11 protein-coding genes are annotated in these 19524 nt (G+C 56.6%); 6 read left to right on the forward strand and 5 right to left on the reverse strand.

All coding sequences use genetic code 11. From position 1 onward, the window contains the following. Positions 1 to 64: 64 nt before the first annotated feature. Entirely contained in the window at positions 65 to 1210 is a 1146-nt protein-coding gene (locus tag JK199_RS06225; protein WP_212374572.1) for a tyrosine-type recombinase/integrase, read from the forward strand. A 584-nt stretch (positions 1211 to 1794) separates the two neighbouring features. Next, complete coding sequence (locus JK199_RS06230) at positions 1795 to 2403, forward strand: glutathione S-transferase N-terminal domain-containing protein (RefSeq protein ID WP_212374574.1); 609 nt, start codon at positions 1795 to 1797, stop codon at positions 2401 to 2403. Positions 2404 to 2514: 111 nt separating this feature from the next. Here the strand turns inward: JK199_RS06230 and JK199_RS06235 are convergent, their stop codons facing one another. Continuing rightward, positions 2515 to 3234, reverse strand: a complete 720-nt coding sequence (locus JK199_RS06235) for a response regulator transcription factor (RefSeq protein ID WP_077929900.1) — start codon at positions 3232 to 3234, stop codon at positions 2515 to 2517. Between the two features lie 148 nt (positions 3235 to 3382). On the opposite strand from JK199_RS06235, the gene JK199_RS06240 reads away from it, so the two are divergent. Then, entirely contained in the window at positions 3383 to 3898 is a 516-nt protein-coding gene (locus JK199_RS06240; RefSeq protein ID WP_212374576.1) for a L,D-transpeptidase family protein, read from the forward strand. 19 nt (positions 3899 to 3917) lie between these two features. Here the strand turns inward: JK199_RS06240 and JK199_RS06245 are convergent, their stop codons facing one another. The 4 genes from JK199_RS06245 to mntR form a co-directional block, all read right to left on the reverse strand. Continuing rightward, a complete protein-coding gene (locus JK199_RS06245) occupies positions 3918 to 5744 on the reverse strand; it encodes a cation:proton antiporter (protein ID WP_077929899.1) in 1827 nt (608 codons plus the stop codon). Between the two features lie 112 nt (positions 5745 to 5856). Next, entirely contained in the window at positions 5857 to 7173 is a 1317-nt protein-coding gene (locus JK199_RS06250) for an RsmB/NOP family class I SAM-dependent RNA methyltransferase (RefSeq protein ID WP_212353153.1), read from the reverse strand. Between the two features lie 9 nt (positions 7174 to 7182). Continuing rightward, positions 7183 to 8661, reverse strand: coding sequence for an IMP dehydrogenase (guaB, locus tag JK199_RS06255; RefSeq protein ID WP_077929898.1), 1479 nt, complete (start codon positions 8659 to 8661; stop codon positions 7183 to 7185). 138 nt (positions 8662 to 8799) lie between these two features. After that, complete coding sequence (gene mntR, locus JK199_RS06260) at positions 8800 to 9255, reverse strand: manganese-binding transcriptional regulator MntR (RefSeq protein WP_255029042.1); 456 nt, start codon at positions 9253 to 9255, stop codon at positions 8800 to 8802. A 194-nt stretch (positions 9256 to 9449) separates the two neighbouring features. On the opposite strand from mntR, the gene JK199_RS06265 reads away from it, so the two are divergent. The 3 genes from JK199_RS06265 (at position 9450) to JK199_RS06275 (ending at position 19458) form a co-directional block, all read left to right on the forward strand. Then, positions 9450 to 10805, forward strand: coding sequence for an Nramp family divalent metal transporter (locus tag JK199_RS06265; protein ID WP_212374578.1), 1356 nt, complete (start codon positions 9450 to 9452; stop codon positions 10803 to 10805). A 54-nt stretch (positions 10806 to 10859) separates the two neighbouring features. Beyond that, entirely contained in the window at positions 10860 to 13205 is a 2346-nt protein-coding gene (locus JK199_RS06270) for a TonB-dependent receptor (RefSeq protein ID WP_244984924.1), read from the forward strand. A 193-nt stretch (positions 13206 to 13398) separates the two neighbouring features. Next, the gene (locus tag JK199_RS06275) at positions 13399 to 19458 is read left to right on the forward strand and encodes a DUF3320 domain-containing protein (RefSeq protein WP_408742344.1); all 6060 of its coding nucleotides are present in this window, start codon (positions 13399 to 13401) and stop codon (positions 19456 to 19458) included. Positions 19459 to 19524 lie beyond the last annotated feature (66 nt).

Genomic DNA, 19524 nt, shown 5'->3' on the forward strand with positions numbered 1-19524 from the left:
GCCGCTTTGGAAACAAAATTGTCTTCCGCGAGGGAGATTATGAACGCCTGCTTGAGAGTTTAGAATGTCCCTCAAAGTCGTCACGCGCAAAGGTGGCGCGGCGCTCTACATTCGCGGTACCGTCAGAGGACAAAGCGTATTCGAGAGCACTGGAACTACTGATGCCGAACAAGCCGAAGCCTACCGCGCCAAGCGTGAAGCGGAACTCTGGACGCAATCGGTCTATGGCAAACGTGCGGTCGTAACATTTGCTCACGCTGTTGCTGCTTACCTTGAGGCAGAAGACCGGACTGAAACCACCCGCACCCATCTGCATAAACTTTTGCTCCATTTTGGTACCACCCGACTGGACCATATTGGGCAGCAGGAACTGGATGACGCTTACAAGGCGATTCTGACCAAAGGCGCTCACGCCTCTGGCGCCACCAAAATTCGCGCTGTGCTGACTCCGCTTCGGGCCGTGCTCGAGTTTGCCGCGATTCGCGGATGGTGTTCCAAGCCTGCCTTCGCCCGGCCAAAGGTTCGGCAGGTGCGCATGCAGTTTCTACGCCCGGCCGAGGCTACTGCGTTGGTGGAAGCTGCCGCCCCACACATTCAGCCGCTCCTGATTTTCCTGATAGGCACCGGCGCCCGCATGTCTGAGGCACTGGAACTGGACTGGAAAGACGTGGATCTGCGCGGCAAACGCGCCGTGGTCTGGCAGAAGCAGGATGATGAACGGCATATTGATCTGCCGCCCATCGTAGTGCAGGCGCTCGAAAGCCTTGAATGGCGGGCGGGTCGGGTCTTCCGTCCGCGACGGAGCCGGAAGCCTCGTGGTGCTCTTCGAGGTAAAGAAATTGGTGAGGCCTATCATGACACCGGCCGCACCGGCGGTGGCCAGATAAAAACCGCATGGGCCACGGCTTGCCGAAAAGCTGGCCTCCCCGGGCATGACCGCATCTGGGTTCCCAAAGGAAGCAACCGGCAGAAGGTCCAGTTTGTCCCGGATCTCACGCCCCATTGCCTGCGGCACACGTTTGCCTCCTGGCATTATTGCATCCACAGGGATCTGCTGAAGCTGAAAGAAGACGGTGGCTGGCACACCATCACCATGGTGGCCCGTTATGCCAAAAAAATGCCGGAGACGTACCGGGCGGATGTTCTGATGTGGCTGGCTGGTGACAAGCTGCACGCTCCATCAACTGGCGGGGTGCGACTCGGCGTGTAAACGTGCAAAACTGGTGCAAAATCAGGAGGTATTATTTTTTATTATTTAAAATCAATGCGTTAAAATATTATCTCAACACCTTCACACGGCGGGGGTCACAGGTTCAATCCCTGTCGCACCCACCACGATAAACGGCAGTTTTCTGCGGGTTTTACGTGGCTTCCGGTTTTTCCCGAAAAAAATTAAGACAAGTTGATGTGTTTTAGTGCGTTTTGGCACGCATAGATCCGTGCCAGATCTGCGCAATCTTTTGGGTGCTGGTTAAGCACCACGCCCTTTTTCACGCGGACCTTATTGGCGATACACTGCGTTTTGGTATTATTAACTCTTTCTACGTGGCATTGGGATTGCGCCCGTAAGGCGACAATCGGGATGCTTTGTGCTCAGAGTGTGTCTTGCTGAAACATCATCTGTTGCACGGCCGATTATTTCCGGTAGCCTCTCATAATTGTAAAAATTATCACTGCTTTTAATAATTTTGTCTCATTCCCCTCATTGTGGAAATATGCGACGCTCTTTGTGAGGCAGAAAGATCGCTTGTTTCATCTGCTGTTTTTCTCAATTTGGAAACAAAGGATATTACTATGAAGCTTTACTACACGCCGGGGGCCTGTTCACTCGCTGCTCATATTATCCTGAACGAAACTGGCTTGCCGCATGAACTTGTGCACGTAAACCTGAAAGAGAAAAAAACGGCTGATGGTCAGGATTACATCAGCATTAACCCGCGCGGTGCCGTGCCTGCGCTGGAAATTTCACCCGGTGTTGTGCTGACGCAAAATGTTGCCGTCCTGACCTATATTGGTCAGCAATCGGATAATCCGGCTTTTCATCCTGTTCCGGACAGCATTGAATTTTTCCGTCTGCTGGAGGCTCTGGGTTTTTGCGAGGATGTGCATAGTGCAATCGGAGCACTCTTTGCCCCGCATCTGGCGGATGTAACGCGCGAAGGATTGCAGGTTCTTATCACCCGCCGCCTGTCACAGGTAGAACAGCAACTGGCAAATGGCACGAATGGCTACCTTCTGCCATCAGGGTTTACTCAGGCGGATGCGCTTATGGCCGTCATTCTGAACTGGACTGGCCCACTCAAGATAGATCTTGCAGGATACCCCAAAGCCGCTGCTTTGCGAGATACTGTCTTTGCGCGGCCCGCAGCGCAGAAGGCACTGAAGGAAGAAGGGCTGATCTGATCAACGCCCTATGCAGGACGGCATTTAGCCCATCCGGCGCACATCAGATAAAAAAATACGGATCAGATTTAAGGTCTGATCCGTATCTGTAACAGGGCGTATCGCTAGCTTTTAGTGCGCAGGCACCGCAGCGACTTCCGGATTCAGCCGGTAGCCGCCACCTTCTGTAATCAGCAGGGATGCATTAGCCGGGTCCGGCTCAATCTTCTGCCGCAGGCGGTAGATATGCGTCTCCAGCGTATGCGTGGTGACGGCAGCATTATAGCCCCAGACCTCATTCAGCAGTACCTGACGGGGCACAGGGCGCGTGCCAGCGCGGTAAAGGAATTTGAGGATGGCTGTTTCTTTTTCCGTCAGACGAATGCGACGGTTTTTCTGCGGTTCCTGAAGCAGTTTGGCAGACGGGCGGAACGTATATGGCCCGATGCTGAAAACGGCGTCTTCACTGTTTTCAAACAGGCGCATCTGGGCCCGCAGACGCGCCAGAAGTTCTGCAATCCGGAAGGGCTTGGCGACGTAATCATTCGCACCGGCATCCAGACCGCGCACAATGTCGGCTTCATCATCTGACCCGGTCAGCATGATGATGGGCATCCGCAGACCATCTTTCCGCAGTTCCGCACAGAAGTCACGTCCATCGCCGTCGGGCAGGCTGACATCCAGAAGAAGGGCATCAAACCGGCTGTCGGGGGTCTTCAGTTTTTCCCGCGCCTCGGCAAGAGATGCTGCTTCCTGAACCGTAAATTCCCCTTCAAGCTGCAATTGCTCAACAAGGGTCTGGCGAAGTATCCGGTCGTCATCAACAACCAATATTGGACGTGCACCCGTCATTGGGTTTTCATCTCCTTAGTGTCAGCCCTGCGGCAGGCTGTCTCTTCAGTTCGTGTTCTCATAAACTTGTCACGATTCGGCTCAGACCTCTAGTGTGAGCGTGCTATGCGACCTTCATGAAAAATCTGCGAACAGGCAATCTTTAACCATGATGATACACCTCTTGTCTGCCTCATACAGCGGGTCTGACGCACAACTGCATTGCGGACACAAAGTCATGAGCGCCGTAATTGGAAAAAATGGTCTGGCGCAGCAAAAACAGGAAGGGGACCACGCGACCCCCATTGGTATTTTTCCTCTCAGAAAAGTGTATTACCGGGCGGACCGCCTGTTAAAACCAAAAACAATACTTCCACTAGAACCACTTAGCCCGCGTGATGGCTGGTGTGATGACCCGGCAAGTTCTGATTATAACCATTTTGTCAGGCTCCCGCATCCCGCGCGGCACGAGCGGTTATGGCGTGAAGACCACGTTTATGATCTCATAGTCGTGATAGGATATAATGATAATCCGGCTATCCCCGGTCGCGGCTCAGCGATTTTTATGCACCTGCAACGCCCGGATCGCTCCCCTACGGAAGGATGCCTGGCCCTTACCGAATCAGATCTGCGCGCCGTTCTGGGCGCCGGAGCGGATGCGGTGCAGGTGCATGCCCCGGCGTGAACGTCTTTGAGACGGGAGGCTAATGCGCCTCTCCTCCTGATTTGTCCCGCTCTGGCGGTACGAGCGCGATGACGCACTGCCCCACATCCGGCTGAGACAAGGCTTCATCCTCAGCCGAGACAATGGTCATTGAGATACCCTTCTGCAAAACAAGGAAGACCAGCAGGTTACTGCTCTCATGCAGGAGACTGGCCTGATTATCCGCGGTGACCTCGACACTCCGGAACTGCCAGCCTTCCCGAATGAGTGTATCCAGCAGCGTGAAGTTCCATGCCGGTTCCCCCATGACCTTTCCGCGCGCATCCCGGCTCAGGCCACGATACAGGTCCAGCCGGGCGATGCCGGGGCTTACCTGATAGACACGCTGTCGGCCAAAGTGCGGGGCAAGATGCGCACAGACCAGCCCGTTATAAATTGCGTCCGGAGTTGCTGCGATCAGGTAATCACCGGGGCGCTCTTCCAGACTTTCCGCGCCCTCTTCTGAAAGGACTTCCGCCCTCAGCACCGGAACACCGGCTTTTTCGGCTCTCTGGAGATCCTGACGGGAATTATCAACCAGCAGTACAGGGGCGCCTGCCTGATGCACAGCGATGGCAAGCCCCGTTGACCAGTCATTCGCGCCGACAATGGCTAGAGCCTGTTCATCGGACAAAGTCAGTTTCAGCTTTCGGCCCAGTGGCCGCAGACTGAAACCATGCAGGATCATGGTGGAGGCAATTACGGCAAAGACGGCGGGCATCACCAGCCCGGCTCCGGGGTAACCCGCATCCTGCAACCGCATGCCGGCAATACCTGCCACGGCCGCTGCAACGATACCGCGCGGCGCAATCCAGCCGACAAAAATGCGCTCGGCCCAGCTCAGGCTGGAGCCCATCGTCGCAAGAAAAATCCCCAAAGGTCTGACCAGAAACAGAACAGCCAGCGTCAGAGCACCAATGGACCATGAAAGGTTGGAAAGTTCCGCGCGCTGAAGGTCGGCTGTCAGCAGCACAAACAGGACGGAGACAATCAGAACGACCAGAGATTCCTTCATTCTCTGGATTTCTGCCATACCCGGAATACGCAGATTAACGAGCGCCATGCCGAAGGTGGTGGAGGCGATCAGGCCTGCCCCGTCCATTGTCAGTGTGCCGAGTGCAAACAGAACAAGCGCGATGGTGATCAGGATCGAGCTTTTCAGCACTTCCGGCATCAGATCCCGCACCAGAAGCCAGCGGACCCCTAAGGCCGCACCAATGCCCAGACCAATGGTCAGTCCAGCGCTGGCGAGCATGTGAGGCAGGATGAAGCCAAAAAACGTTCCTGACCCCTCGCCCGGCCGCATCAGCAGCACTTCCAGCACCAGAGTTGCCAGAATGGCACCCACCGGGTCATTCACAATTGCTTCCCAACGGAGGAAAGCTGCGACTTTAGGGTGCAGTTTGGCATTCCGAAGAAGCGGCAGAACCACCGTCGGCCCTGTCACAACAATAATGGAGCCGAACAGGAACGCAGGCCCCCACCCCATACCGCCAATATAATGGGCTGCCATGCTGCCCAGAATCAGGTTGATGGGCAGCGCCACAAGCGTCAGGCGAATGACCCCTTCCCCGGCTTCCTTCAGTTGTCTGAAGTCCAGAACAAGGCCGCCCTCAAACACGATCAGCGCCACGGCGAGTGACACCAGCGGATGGAAGGCTGAACCGATCATCACCGAAGGATGCAGGATCTCAAGCGCCGGACCATAGAGCAGGCCGAGGCTGAACAGCAAGACGATGGCAGGCAGGCGGAAACGCCAGGCTGTCCATTGGGCGAGCATGCTGCCGCCCAGAACGCAAAACAGAAAGACTAGTACGCTGTTACTCATGGGTACCCATCTTACTAAACCTTTTGAAATGCCTGCACGCAAAGCAAACGCCACACACTATGCGCAGGCTTAATAAGTCAGATACCCTATATTTTGTTGAGCCCGCAGGCTCTTAAATTTCTGTTTTTTCTGGAGCTACTTCTGGTTTCCGTTCCAGCACCGCAGCAAAAAAGCCGTCAGTTTCGTTCTGATGCGGAGTGAGCGAGAACATGGATGTGCCGCGCAGTGAATCCGGCAAGGCCGTGCTGTCTGAGGGGACAAGCTGGAAGTCCGGATGTCGGGTAAGGAACGCCTCAACCTGGCTGGCATTCTCGGCCCGCAGAATGGAGCAGGTTGCGTAGACCATCCGGCCACCCGGTTTTACAAGAGAAGAGGCTCTGTCCAGAATGTCAGACTGTTTGACAAGCAGTTCTTCCAGATCCTGCTCCGTCATCCGTAACCGCGCATCCGGGTTGCGCCGCCACGTGCCCGTGCCGCTGCACGGGGCATCGACCAGTACGCGGTCAAACGACTGAGCGCGCCGTTTTGCCCATTTATCTCCGGCTTGCAGCAGATGGCGCTCGACATTATGCACCCCGGCGCGCCGCAGGCGGCGGACAGCGCCATCCAGACGGACTTCAGACACATCGCACGCGGCGATATGGCCTTTATTTTCCATCATCATGGCCATAGCCAGCGTCTTGCCGCCCGCTCCGGCGCAATAATCCAGAACGCGCATTTCCGGGGTCACCCCCATAATGGCGGCAACAAGCTGGCTGCCTTCGTCCTGAATTTCGATCCGGCCGTCCTTGAAGGGCGTTGTGGATGTGACGGGCAGTCGTCCGTTGAGCCGCAGGCCCCACGGGGAAAGAGGGGTCAGAACAGCGTGCAGCCCTTCCCGGCCCAGCGCGTTCTGGGCATCCCGGCGGTTTGTACGCAGAATATTGACGCGCAGATCAAGCGTTGCAGGCTCAGAGAGAGCCGCAAGCTCAGCTTCCAGCGTGTCACCAAATGTTTCTTCAAGGCGCGGAAGCAGCCAGTCCGGCAGTTCCAGACGGACTGCGCGCGGCATATCCGCATTATCCAGTGTGCCGCCCGCCAGAGCCGTCACAACGTCCTGCTCGGCATAGCTCAGGGCACCCGGAGCAAAGCGGCCCTCCGCGAAGAGGGCTGCAATTTCCCGCGCAGGCCAGCCTTTGAGCACCAGATTGGCCGCGGCCAGTGTGCGTGGTGTGCTCTCGGCCCCGCATTTGCTCAGCCACCAGCCAAGCCTGCGCCAGGACCGCATGATCTCCCAGACCATGCCGGAAACTGCCCGACGGTCCCCCCCACCGATGTAACGCCGTTCACGAAAAAAGCTGTTGGCAACGGCGTCAGCCGGTTTTCTGGGGGTTGCCTCCATGGATGTCAGAAGATCAATGGAGGCGGCCAGCCGAGCAGAAGGAGTCATAGGTAAGGTTCAGTCCCGACGATAGTTAGGAGCTTCACGCGTGATGGACACGTCATGAACATGGCTTTCACGCAGGCCTGCACCGGTAATGCGGCGGAAACGCGCATTCTTTTGCAGGTCCGTGAGTTCCGGTGACCCGGTATACCCCATCCCGGCTTTCAGACCACCGACAAGCTGATGGATCACGGCTGCCATTCCACCCTTATAGGCAACGCGCCCTTCAATCCCCTCCGGCACGAGCTTAAGGGAATCCCGCACTTCCTGCTGGAAATAGCGGTCAGCCGAACCGCGGGCCATGGCGCCAAGGCTGCCCATGCCTCGATAGGATTTGTAGGAGCGGCCCTGATACAGGAAGACTTCGCCCGGAGCTTCTTCCGTGCCAGCCAGCAGGGAGCCGACCATCACGACGTTCGCGCCCGCGCCAATAGCCTTCACAATGTCACCCGATGTGCGGATGCCACCATCGGCAATGCAGGGTACATCCAGCTCACGGCAGGCCACAGAGGTTTCCAGCACGGCAGAGAACTGCGGCACGCCAACACCCGCCACAATACGGGTCGTGCAGATGGAGCCCGGGCCGATACCGATTTTTACGCAGTCTGCGCCAGAGCCAATCAGTGCCTGAGCGGCTTCCGGTGTGGCGACGTTCCCGGCCACAATCTGAATGGTGCTATCTAGTGCTTTCAGGCGTTCAACCGCACGCAGCACACCAGCGGAGTGGCCGTGGGCCGTATCCACAACCAGAACGTCAACCCCGGCTTCCACCAGCAGTTTTGCGCGGCTAAATCCGTCCTCTCCCACGCCGGTTGCCGCAGCGCAGCGCAGGCGGCCAAGGTTGTCCTTAATGGCTAGCGGGTAGGCCACCGCTTTATCCATGTCCTTGACGGTGATGATCCCGACGCAGCGGTCTGCCTCATCCACCACCAGAAGTTTTTCAATGCGGTGCTTGTGCAGGAGCTGGCGGGCTGTATCCGGGTCCGCGCCGTCCCGCACGGTGACAAGCCCGTCATGCGTCATGAGTTCGGAAACGCGCTGGGCGGGGTCCACCGCAAAGCGTACGTCACGGTTGGTGATAATGCCGATCAGCTTCTGCGTGCCCGGCTCAACGACGGGCAGACCGCTGATGCCGTTGCGCTGCATGATCTCACGCACTTCAGCAAGCGTCTGCTCGGGGCCGACGGTCACGGGATTAACCACCATGCCCGATTCGAAGCGTTTGACGCGACGGACATGCTCGGCCTGTTCTTCCGGCGTCAGGTTTTTATGAATGACACCAAGGCCACCCTGCTGCGCCATGGCAATAGCCATCTGATCTTCCGTAACCGTATCCATGGCCGCGGAAATCAGGGGAATATTGAGCTGGATGGAACGTGTCAGGCGTGTGCGCACAGACGTCTGATTGGGGACAACCTCGGAAGCAGCGGGAACGACGAGAACGTCATCAAACGCCAAGGCTTCGGTAACACGGCTGTAGGGGGAAGAAGTCATACAACGGGAACCCTTGACCAGATTGCGATTGGGGGCACCCGACAGCAGAGTATCGCCGCAGGTCACCGACCATTGGCGCTTCCTCTTATGGTCTTGCCCGAGCAAAGGCAAGAGAAGAGACATAAAATTGACAGGTTTTTAAACTTGCCGTGTTCTGAGCGTGCCTGTTTTTAGCGCCCGACGAAACGCTTCCAGCGTTGCATCACTCACAAAATGCTCCATGCCCTCAGCATCAAGCCGGGCCGTTACGGCATCCACGCCAAGAGCCAGTAGAAACTCTTCAACCAGATGGTGCCGCGCCCGGACTGTCTCAGCCAGAGCAACGCCAGCCTCCGTCAGAAACACACCACGATAGGGTTTGCGGGTTACAAACCCTTCCGCTTCCAGACGTACCAGCATTTTGGCTACCGTGGGCTGAGAGACGCCAAGCCGGTCGGCAATATCGACCTGCCGGGCTTCCTGCCCTTCTGTCAGCAGGTCATCAATCAGTTCAACATAGTCCTCGATCAGAACATTGCGCCTTGCCTCCCGCGCATGCCGAAAGCCCTCACTCTGGCTTTCAACGTCAGGCATGACTGGCGGGCGTTCTTTCAACTGAGGATCTCCATGGAACAGCGTGGTGGGGGAGCTATAGCGAATTCACCCCTCCAGCAAAAGCACCTTACACCGCCGTGCGCTCCCGAGAGACAAAAACTAAAAACGCCTTATCTCTACCTTATAGCCTATTGCATATTTGTGAGGTGTGTCGGTAATATCTGCCATCACCTTTTGATAAAGCTCTTTATTGCATGGCTTCGCCTCCGGATTCCCCTCGCCGCTCTGTTTTGCATTCCGTTTTTTCCGCGCAGGAAAGCCGCCTGAGCCTGCCCGAGGCCCATGCGTCCGTCACGGTGCCTGAAGGGGCGTCCAGACTACGGCGTTTTCTGGCGTTTGTGGGGCCGGGCTACATGGTCTCCGTGGGTTATATGGACCCCGGCAACTGGGCGACCGACCTTGCTGGCGGCGCACAGTTCGGCTTTACGCTCCTGTCCGTCATTATGCTGTCCAACCTGATGGCCATTCTGCTGCAATCTCTTGCAGCACGGCTGGGTATTGCCACAGGGCATGACCTTGCTCAGGCCTGCCGGGCCTATTTCCCGCGCAGCGTGAATATTCTGCTGTGGCTGGCCTGTGAGGTTGCGATTATCGCGTGTGACCTTGCAGAGGTGATTGGTACCGCCATAGCGCTCCAGTTGCTGTTTGGCATGCCGCTGCTGCTGGGCGCGTGTCTTTCCGCGCTGGATGCCATTTTGCTGTTGCTGCTGATGCGGCTGGGCTTCCGGTGGCTGGAAGCTTTTGTCATGGCGCTGCTCGGGCTGATTGCGGTCTGTTTTGGCTTCCAGATTGCGGCTGCCAGCCCGCCCATTGCTGCGGTTATGAAAGGGTTTCTCCCCTCCCCGGTTATTCTGACCAATCCGCAGATGCTCTACATCGCCATTGGCATTGTGGGTGCTACGGTCATGCCGCACAATCTGTACCTGCATTCCTCTCTGGTGCAGACACGGACTTATGCGCGGACGTCTGCTGGCAGGCGTGAGGCTATTCGCTGGTCCACGCTGGATAGCACCATTGCCCTGATGCTGGCCCTGTTTGTCAATGCCGGGATTCTGATTGTGGCCGCGGCGGCGTTTCACACAACCGGGCATCAGGATGTTGCGGAAATTCAGCAGGCCTACACACTGATTTCTCCCCTTCTTGGGCTGGGGATTGCCTCCACCTTGTTTGCTGTTGCGCTGCTGGCTGCCGGGACGAATTCAACCGTGACGGGCACGCTGGCCGGGCAGATCATTATGGAGGGCTTTCTGCATCTGCGCATGGCTCCCTGGGCGCGACGCCTGCTGACACGCGGACTGGCAATTATCCCTGTTATTCTGGTTACGTTGCTCTGGGGAGAAAAAGGAACTGGTGATCTGCTTGTTTTGAGCCAGATTGTCCTGTCCATGCAGCTTCCTTTTGCCGTGATCCCGCTGGTCTGGTTTGTGTCCGATCGCCAGAAAATGGGGGAATTTGCGCTCTCCCGCCCCATGTCACTCCTGTCATGGTGTGTTGCGGGGCTTATCCTGATCCTGAACTTTAAACTGCTGTATGACACCGTGTTCGGGTAACCGCGCACGGTTTTTAACCGCCTTCTTCCCTCTGATTTTCTGGCTGTGAAAGAGATGCGCGACGTGCTTCCGCTCAATCCTAAATATAGCAAATACTATAATAACATGCCTCATGTTTGTTGTGACGCAAAAGGCAAATTTTGTCCGGTCTTATCGCGGGCTGTAAAGTCCGCGCCCTGTGCGGCTCTGGCTTTGTGGTGTGCAACGCCTCTCACGCAGGCTTATGCGGAAACGCGCTCGGCCATTCATGCCGGGCGTAGCACAGCAAAAGGGTCGACTGACGCGGTCAAAGCAGCCCCTCCGGTTCAGGGCGCGCGTTCTGTGAGGGGGCCGCAGGACACAGTCCGGAAAACCGATGCGCCTCAGGCGGCAGGCGTTGCTTCAGGCAAAACAGAAGCGGTGACTGTGCATGCCGCCTTCAATTCAGCCCGTGCGCGTATTGCTCCTAATCTGGGGGCGGTCGCCTATCGCATGGGGCAGGCGCAGATCAATACAACACCGGGCGGAGAAAACGCGGCCTTTAATCAGGTCCTGCTACGGATGCCCGGCGTGGTAATGGATTCATTTGGTGAAGAGCATGTGCGGGGCGAGCATGGTGGTCTGACATACCGGATTAACGGCGTCCTGCTGCCAGAAGGGCTGAATGGCTTTGGGCAGGAATTGGATACGCGCATTATTGATTCCGTCACCCTGATGACAGGCACCCTCCCCGCCCAGTTTGGCTTCCGGACGGCCGGGATTGTGGATGTGACGGCAAAGTCAGGGAATTCTCTGAATAATAAAGAAATTTCTTTTTATGGCGGTAGTTATAACACCTTTAATCCCTCTTTTCAGGTGGGTGGAACAAAAGGGCAATGGGAATATTTTGTCTCTGGGTCCTTCAACCGCAACAATATCGGGATTGAAAACCCAACCCCGGCTTTTCGGGCAACGCACGATGTTACGGAACAGGGCAAAGCATTCGGCTACGCATCCTATCATTTTGATGACACAAGCCGCATCAGCCTGCTGACCAGTATTTCAAATGCTAATTTTGAAATCCCCAATGCTGCCGGGCTGCCGAAGCTCTATGACATCCACGGCGTTGGCGACGTGCAGTCTCAGGATGTGAATGACCGGCAGAATGAGCAGAATTATTACGTTGTGCTGTCTTACCAGAAAACGGGGAGCAAACTGAACTATCAGGTCTCGCCTTACTTCCGTTATGGAGCGATCAACTACACCCCGGACCCAGTGCGGGACATGGTGTTTCAGGGGGTGGCGGAAAAGGAAAATAATACCTTCACCACAGGCGGCCTTCAGTTTGACGCCTCCTATGATGCTGTCAAAGCGCATACCATTCGTTTTGGTGTTCTGGGCCAGTATACATCTGAAACATTATGGACGCGGACGGACGTGCTGCCTGTTGATGAGGCTGGTTTTCAGGCCTCTGTTCATCCCATGTCCATTCAGGATAATTCCGGAAACTGGGCGGCGGAAGCGGGTGCTTATCTTCAGGATGAATGGAAACTGCTGAAAGGCGTCACCCTGAATTACGGTGTGCGTTATGACCGGTTTGAATCGTCTTTTGATCATGAAGGTCAGGCCAGTCCGCGCGCTAATCTGGTCTGGGAGGTTGACCCTTCCACCACCGTGCATTTTGGCTACTCCCGTTATTTTGCCCCCCCCACGGCTCAGTATATCGGGCAGGCAACGCTTCTGAAGTTTGCAGGCACCACAAACTCCCCCGAAAATTTCAATGCGACAGCAACAAAGGTTGAGCGGTCCAATTATTTCGATATCGGCCTGTCCCATCGTTTCCCGCAAGGTCTCTCCATTACAGTCGACGGATTTTACAAACAGGCGAAAAATCTTGGAGATCTGGGGCAGTTTGGCCGTGCGGTTATTCTCACACCGTTTAGCTACAGAACGGGCAAGGTCTACGGCGCGGAGTTTGGCGGTAATTACCATTACAAAGGCCTGACGGTGTTCGGGAATTTCTCTTTTGTAAATACCGCCGCAAAGGATGTGAATTCTGCCCAGTATCAGTTTCCCGCCGAAGAGCTGGAGTACATTAAAAACCATGCCATCAAGCTGGACCATGAGGGCGAGTTTACATCCAGCGCCGGTGTTTCCTATGGCTGGGCTGGCAATAAAGCCTATGTCGATTTCCTGTATGGCTACGGCCTGCGCTCAGGCTTTGCCAATACGGAAAAGCAGCCCAGCTATCACGTCATTAATATTGGGTACGAGCACGTCTTCCGGAACATCCGCCCTCTTAAAGGGCTGAAACTGCGGGTGGATGTGACCAACCTGTTTGATGAACGCTACCAGATCCGCAACGGCAGCGGACTGGGGGTTTTTATGTCACAATACGGGCAGAGGCGCGCTGGTTTCCTGACAACCGTCATACAGTTCTGATGCTCCTGCAACAAGGAGCGGTCAGATCGACAACCATTTGATAATGAAAATATTTTAGGCGTTCGACAAAATTTGTTCTGCAAATGTCCCTTACATTTTGCCGCGTCAGGCCCCATAACAGCCCCAGAGATTTTTGTGCGGTTCCTGCCCGCACAAACTGAGGTCTGGAGAATGGCGCATGGATGTAGAGCATATGGAAGACGTTTCCACGGTAACGGAAACTGCACAGCCGGACCCCGTTCCGGCTCTCCCTGCCTCTCCTGCCCTGAAAGTTTCCCTTCAGGACGCTCTGAACGCTTCCTTGTGGGAAAACAGCGTGCCAGTGCTGCTGGAACTCGCCCTGCAGAACCATACAGAGCGCAGTTTTTCCCAGATTGATATTACAGTTACCAGTGAGCCACCTGTGATCCGCCCACGCACCTGGCATCTTCAGCAGGTTGAGCCGGGCCAGTTTCGCACACTGAAAGATCTTGATCTCAAGCTGGATGGTGCCTTTCTGAACAGACAGACAGAAGCCTCCCGTGCCTCTGTCACCTTCCTTGCCAAGGATAAGGAAACCGGAGAAGAACTGACCCGTACCGTCATCGATCTCCGCGTTCTGGCGCGGAATGAGTGGGGTGGGCTTTCCGGTATTCCGGACATTCTGGCGGCCTTTGTTCTGCCGAATGACCCGGCCGTTGCCCGTATTCTGCGCAGCGCCACGGAAATTCTGAAAAAAGAAGGTCTTACCTCTTCCCTTGAAGGGTATCAGGGGAACAAGGAGCGTGTCTGGCAGCAGGCGCAGGCGATCTGGTGCGCTGTGTGCCAGTTGGACCTTGCTTATATCAACCCGCCTGCGTCTTTCATTGATCACGGCCAGCGTATCCGCCTGCCCAGCCAGAGCGTGGAAGAGCGTCTGGCGACCTGTCTGGATACAACAGTGCTGTTTGCGGCCTGTCTGGAAGCAGCCGGTATTCGTCCGGTTATTGTCCTCACACAAGGTCACGCCTTTACCGGCTTCTGGCTGGCGAAGCTGGATGCCGGGGTGTCTGTTATGCAGGATCTGCCTGCCGTGCGGAACCGCCTGAAATTGCAGGACCTTGCTGTTTTTGAAACAACACTGGTCACGGCGGCCCGTAAACCCAGCTTCTCCGTCGCGTGTGAAAAGGGAGAGGCCAGCCTGCGTCATGCAGGCGAAGACGAAGACAATACATTCCGCGAGATTATTGATATCCACCGCGCCAGACTGCGGCGTATCCATCCGCTCTCCTGCACTCTTCCCACAGAGTTGCCAGATGGCCCCGGTGAGACGGTAGAGCCGGAAGCCGCCCTCCCCGTGTTTGAAGCGGCTCCCATGCTGCGGGAAGATACGCAGGAGATGGAAGAGGATAAACCGGCCACACCCGCTGACCGTCTCCAGCGCTGGTGCAACCGGCTGCTGGATATGTCCGGGCGGAACCGACTGCTCAATCTGCCGCGTTCCGATAAGCAGTTGATTGTAATTGATTGCCCCAACGCATCCGGGCTTGAAAACCATCTGGCCGCGATGCGGGCCGGCCGGCTAACAAAACCGCTCCGTTTCTGCTCATGGCCAGATATGATGGATGCAGGAGACCCGCGTCAGGCCCATCTGCACCATGAGCGGCATCACGAGGATGCCTCCCGCGCCTATGCTGAAGAAGCTCTGGAACGGAATGAATTGCTGGTCTCCCGCAAGGAGACCCAGATTCAGGCGGCCCTGACGGAACTTTACCGTCGTGGGCGGGCTGCCGAGTATGAGGGTGGCTCCAACGTCCTGTTTCTGACGATTGGCGCTCTGGCATGGATGCCGGAGGGACGGGACAAACCCTACCTTGCCCCGCTGATCCTCATTCCCGTTATTCTGGAGCGCCCAAGCGTTAAATCCGGCTTTGTTCTGCGTGCTCACCCGGATGAAAGCCGGATTAACGCGACCTTGCTGGAAATGCTTCAGGCTGACTACGGCCTGCGCTTTCCCTCTCTGGATCAAGAGCGTTTGCCGGAGGATGAAGCCGGGCTGGATGTGGACCGTATTCTGGACGTGTTTCGTGCGGGCCTGCGGTCCGTTCCGGGCTGGGAAGTGCGGGATTACGTCACGCTGACAACATTGTCCTTTGCCAAATTCCTGATGTGGAAAGACCTTCAGGAACGCAGCAACACCCTCCGGACAAGTGAAGTCGCAACCCGTCTGCTGGACGGCATTACGGCAGAGGACACTGAGACCGCGCCACTACCTCGTTTTTTTGAGGTTGATGGCTCGCTGGATGATGCGCTGGTCAAAGCCGATCTGATCTGCCCGATGGAAGCAGATTCCTCGCAGATGAAAGCGGTTGCCCGGGCCGCTTCCGGGGAAAGTTTTGTGCTTATCGGCCCGCCGGGCACTGGCAAGAGCCAGACAATTGCCAACATTATTGCCAACACCCTGGCGCAAAACCGCACTATTCTGTTCGTTGCGGAAAAACGGACAGCGCTGGAAGTTGTGCGCAACCGGATGAAGCAGATCGGTCTGGCAGAATTCTGTCTGGATCTGTTTTCTCCCAAAGCCAGTAAACTGGCCGTGCTGGGGCAGCTTGAGGCTGCGCAGACTGTTCTGGAGAATTTTAACCCGGAAGAATGGACGCAGAGCCGCGCGCAGCTTGACCAGCTCCGTACGGAGCTGAACAGTTACGTTCTCGCTCTGCACCAGAAATGGCGCAACGGCTGGACAGCCTACCGTGCGATTGGCGTAACGCTGCGGGCGGATGATGCACAGACGCTCGCTGTCCCGCTGTCATGGCCCGATTGCAACAGTCATACCCCGCAGGATTATCAGACGCTGGCAGAGACGGCGGAAAATCTTGCCAGCCTGCATGAGCGGATTGGTGACGTCGTGCAGTCTCCTCAACTGGTCGGGCTTGAGCACGTTGAGTGGTCGCCCATCTGGGAAGGACGGCTTCTTGATGCCGTCACAACGGCACTTTCCAGCCTGAACCGTCTGCGCAGCACAGCCGGGGAGGCTGCCCGCGCTCTGGGGCTTGGCACAGCAGATCTGTCTTTGCGCCGCCTGCGGCAGATCAACAGTCTGTGCAGCCAGCTTTTGAAGCCGGAAGCCTGTGCATGGGCATTTCCGGATACGTCTCAGCAAACGCTCAATACGCTTCTGGCAGAGAAAACGCCCATTGCGCGCCACGCACAGCTTAAAGGGGAACTCCTGACGGAGTGGACGCCGGGGGTACTGACCCTGCCGCTGGAAAATATGGTGCAGGAATGGCAGGAGTCTAAAGACAAATGGATTTTTGCCCGGTCTAAAATCCAGAAAGCCCTGCGGAAAAAGCTGGCAACTCATACCAATGCGGTGCCGGAAGCGTGTGAAGATGACCTGATCCGGCTTGCGGAAATACAGGCGCTGGAAAAACAGCTCAGAGACGCGCAGCATCAGACCGTTGTCGGCGCTGTCTGGCAGGGGCTGGAAACGGACTTCAGCACAATTGAAGCCATGCACAGATGGGGGGCTGAAACACGTACGGCTCTGGCTGCCTGTGCGGGGGATACCGCCGGGCTGCTGGCAGCACGAACGCATCTGAACGCACTGCTGCGTGACGGCATGGATCTGCTGCGCTCCGGTGGTCCCGTTCATCACGCGCTGACGGTATTCCAGACGGCGCTGGCAGACTGTCTGAGCAGTCTGGACGCCCTTGGCGCGCTCAGCGGATCGGATGCGCTGGCCCTTGTCGAAAACAGCCATGCCACATGGCTCAATGCCATGATGGAAACGCTTGAGGCCTGGAAGCAGTCCGCGCGTGATCTGCGGGACTGGTGTTCCTGGAAACAGGCCTGCCAGAACGCGGTAAGGCAGGGCCTGACACCCCTGATTTCGGCTATTGAACAGGGACTGGTGGCGGCTCAGGATGTTCCGTGGGTTTTTGAAGCCAATTATGCCCGCTGGTGGGTGCGCTTTGCCATTGACCAGTCCCCCCTGCTCCGCAGCTTTGTCGCCGCGACGCATGAAAAACGGATTGAACGGTTCCGGGCGCTGGACCGTAAGCTGATGGACATGTCCGTCCGGCTTATTCGCGCACAGCTTGCCGGGCAGATCCCGGATGCCAGAACCCGCCAGACAGACCCGGAATATAAGGTGCTGACGCGGGAACTGGCGAAGAAAATGCAGCATCTGCCCATCCGGCAACTGGCGGAAAAAATGCCAACGGCCCTGCGCCGTTTAACGCCCTGCCTGATGATGAGCCCGCTGTCCGTTGCGCAGTATCTGCCAGCAGATGCCACAGCCTTTGACCTTGTGATTTTTGATGAGGCCTCACAAATTCCAACATGGGATGCCATCGGCGCCATCGGGCGTGGCAGGCAGGTTATTGTGGTGGGAGACCCCAAACAGCTCCCCCCAACAGACTTTTTTAACCGGACCACATCCGACACTGATGAACTGATTGAAACCCAGACGTGTGATCTGGAATCCATTCTGGATGAGTGTCTGGGAGCTGGTGTGCCCCCGGTCTATCTGTCCTGGCATTACCGCAGCCGGCATGAAAGTCTGATCGCCTTTTCCAATCAGGCTTACTATGGCGGACAACTGATCACCTTCCCCTCGCCTGTCACCAGAGATCATGCCGTTTCTTTCCGCTTTGTGCCGGACGGCGTGTATATGCGGGGAGCCGGACGCACCAACCCGGTTGAAGCCCGCGCCGTTGTGGCGGAGGCTTTACGTCTGTTGCAGGATGGCTCTGAGCGTTCACTGGGTATCGTGACGTTTAATAGTGACCAGCAAACCCTGATTACGGACCTGATGGATAATGCCCGGAGCGAAGATCCGGCTTTGGAGCGGTTCTTCTCGGATGAGGCGGCTGAACCGGTGCTGATCCGTAATCTGGAAAACGTGCAGGGCGAAGAGCGGGATATCATGCTGTTCTCCCTGACCTACGGTCCCGATCAGGCAGGCAAAATTTCCCTCAATTTTGGTCCGCTCAACCGGGATGGGGGAGAGCGCCGCCTGAACGTGGCGATTACCCGCGCTCGGGAACGCCTGATCGTGTTCGGCTCTCTGCACGGAGATCAGATTGACATTGCACGCACACAGGCGCTCGGTGTGCATGATTTGCGGAAGTTCCTGACCTTTGCAGAACATGGTGCCACAGCCCTCGCCGGGCTGCATGAAGGCTCCGTTGGGGACTTTGACAGCGATTTTGAAAAAGAAGTTGCTGCCCTGCTGCGCCTGAAAGGCTGGCAGGTTGTGCCGCAGATCGGCGTTTCCGGCTTCCGTGTAGATCTGGGGGTTGTCGATCCGGATCGCCCGACGACATTCCTTGCCGGGATAGAATGTGACGGAGCCACCTATCATCGGAGTGCCACAACGCGTGACCGTGACAGGCTGCGGCAGGCAGTTCTGGAAAATCTGGGCTGGACGATCCTCAGAATCTGGTCAACCGACTGGTGGACCAATGCGCAGCGTGAGTGTGACAGGCTCGACAAGGCCTTGCAGGACCTGCTGGACAGAGCACGGGAAGAGCGCGCCTTACAGGAAGAAGAGCAACGTGCTCAGATGCCGCAATTATCTGCCGAGGCTGAGGACGGTGCATCTGAGGAGCCGAACAGAGAATTATCTCCGCCAGAAACAGACAGTCAGGAAGTCTCTCAGCACACATCCGGCTCTGATCGTAAGGTATCCCCGGACGCACCGCAGCCTTATGCGCGCGCCCCGGAGTATTTGATGTCACAGTCAAACGGACGACTGTCATTTACAGAACAGCCTTCGTGCGAAGGCCAGATGGACATAGTTCCTGATCAGACGCTGTTTTTCAAAGAGACCTATACGCCTGTCCTCCTTCAGTTCATCAGGCAGGCAGTGAACAGGCTTGGCCCAGTGCGGGAAGATGTGCTTGTGCAAACTCTCTCTCGCCAGCACGGTTTTGCGCGGGCCGGGCGTGATATCCGGGACCGTCTTCAGGGGCTTATTCCTTCCTCGTTCGCCCGCACGCAGGAAGAGGTCGGCACTTTTATCTGGCCGGAGACACTATCTCCGGAAGAACCGCTGGCTTTTAAGGCGCCTGCAACGAGTGAGACGCTGGACCCGGCAACGGTGCCGCTTACCATGCTGGTCAGTCTGGCAAAGACATTACTTCCTACCGGACTGCCCGATGAAGAGCTGATTGCCACCATGCGCAAAGCCTGCGGCATGGCGCGCATGGGTGCGGCAATACGCTCTCGGTTTGAAGCAGCGCTTGCGCTCAGCCGCGATGATAAGGCACGGGTTAGTGATGCTCACTAAATCATATCATCTGCGCTACAAATCTTGCGTATTTCCTACATGGGTGTAATGGTACCGATAAGTTCC

Origin of the sequence: Acetobacter persici (assembly GCF_018256955.1) — a bacterium.
GTDB classification, from domain to species: Bacteria; Pseudomonadota; Alphaproteobacteria; order Acetobacterales; family Acetobacteraceae; genus Acetobacter; species Acetobacter persici.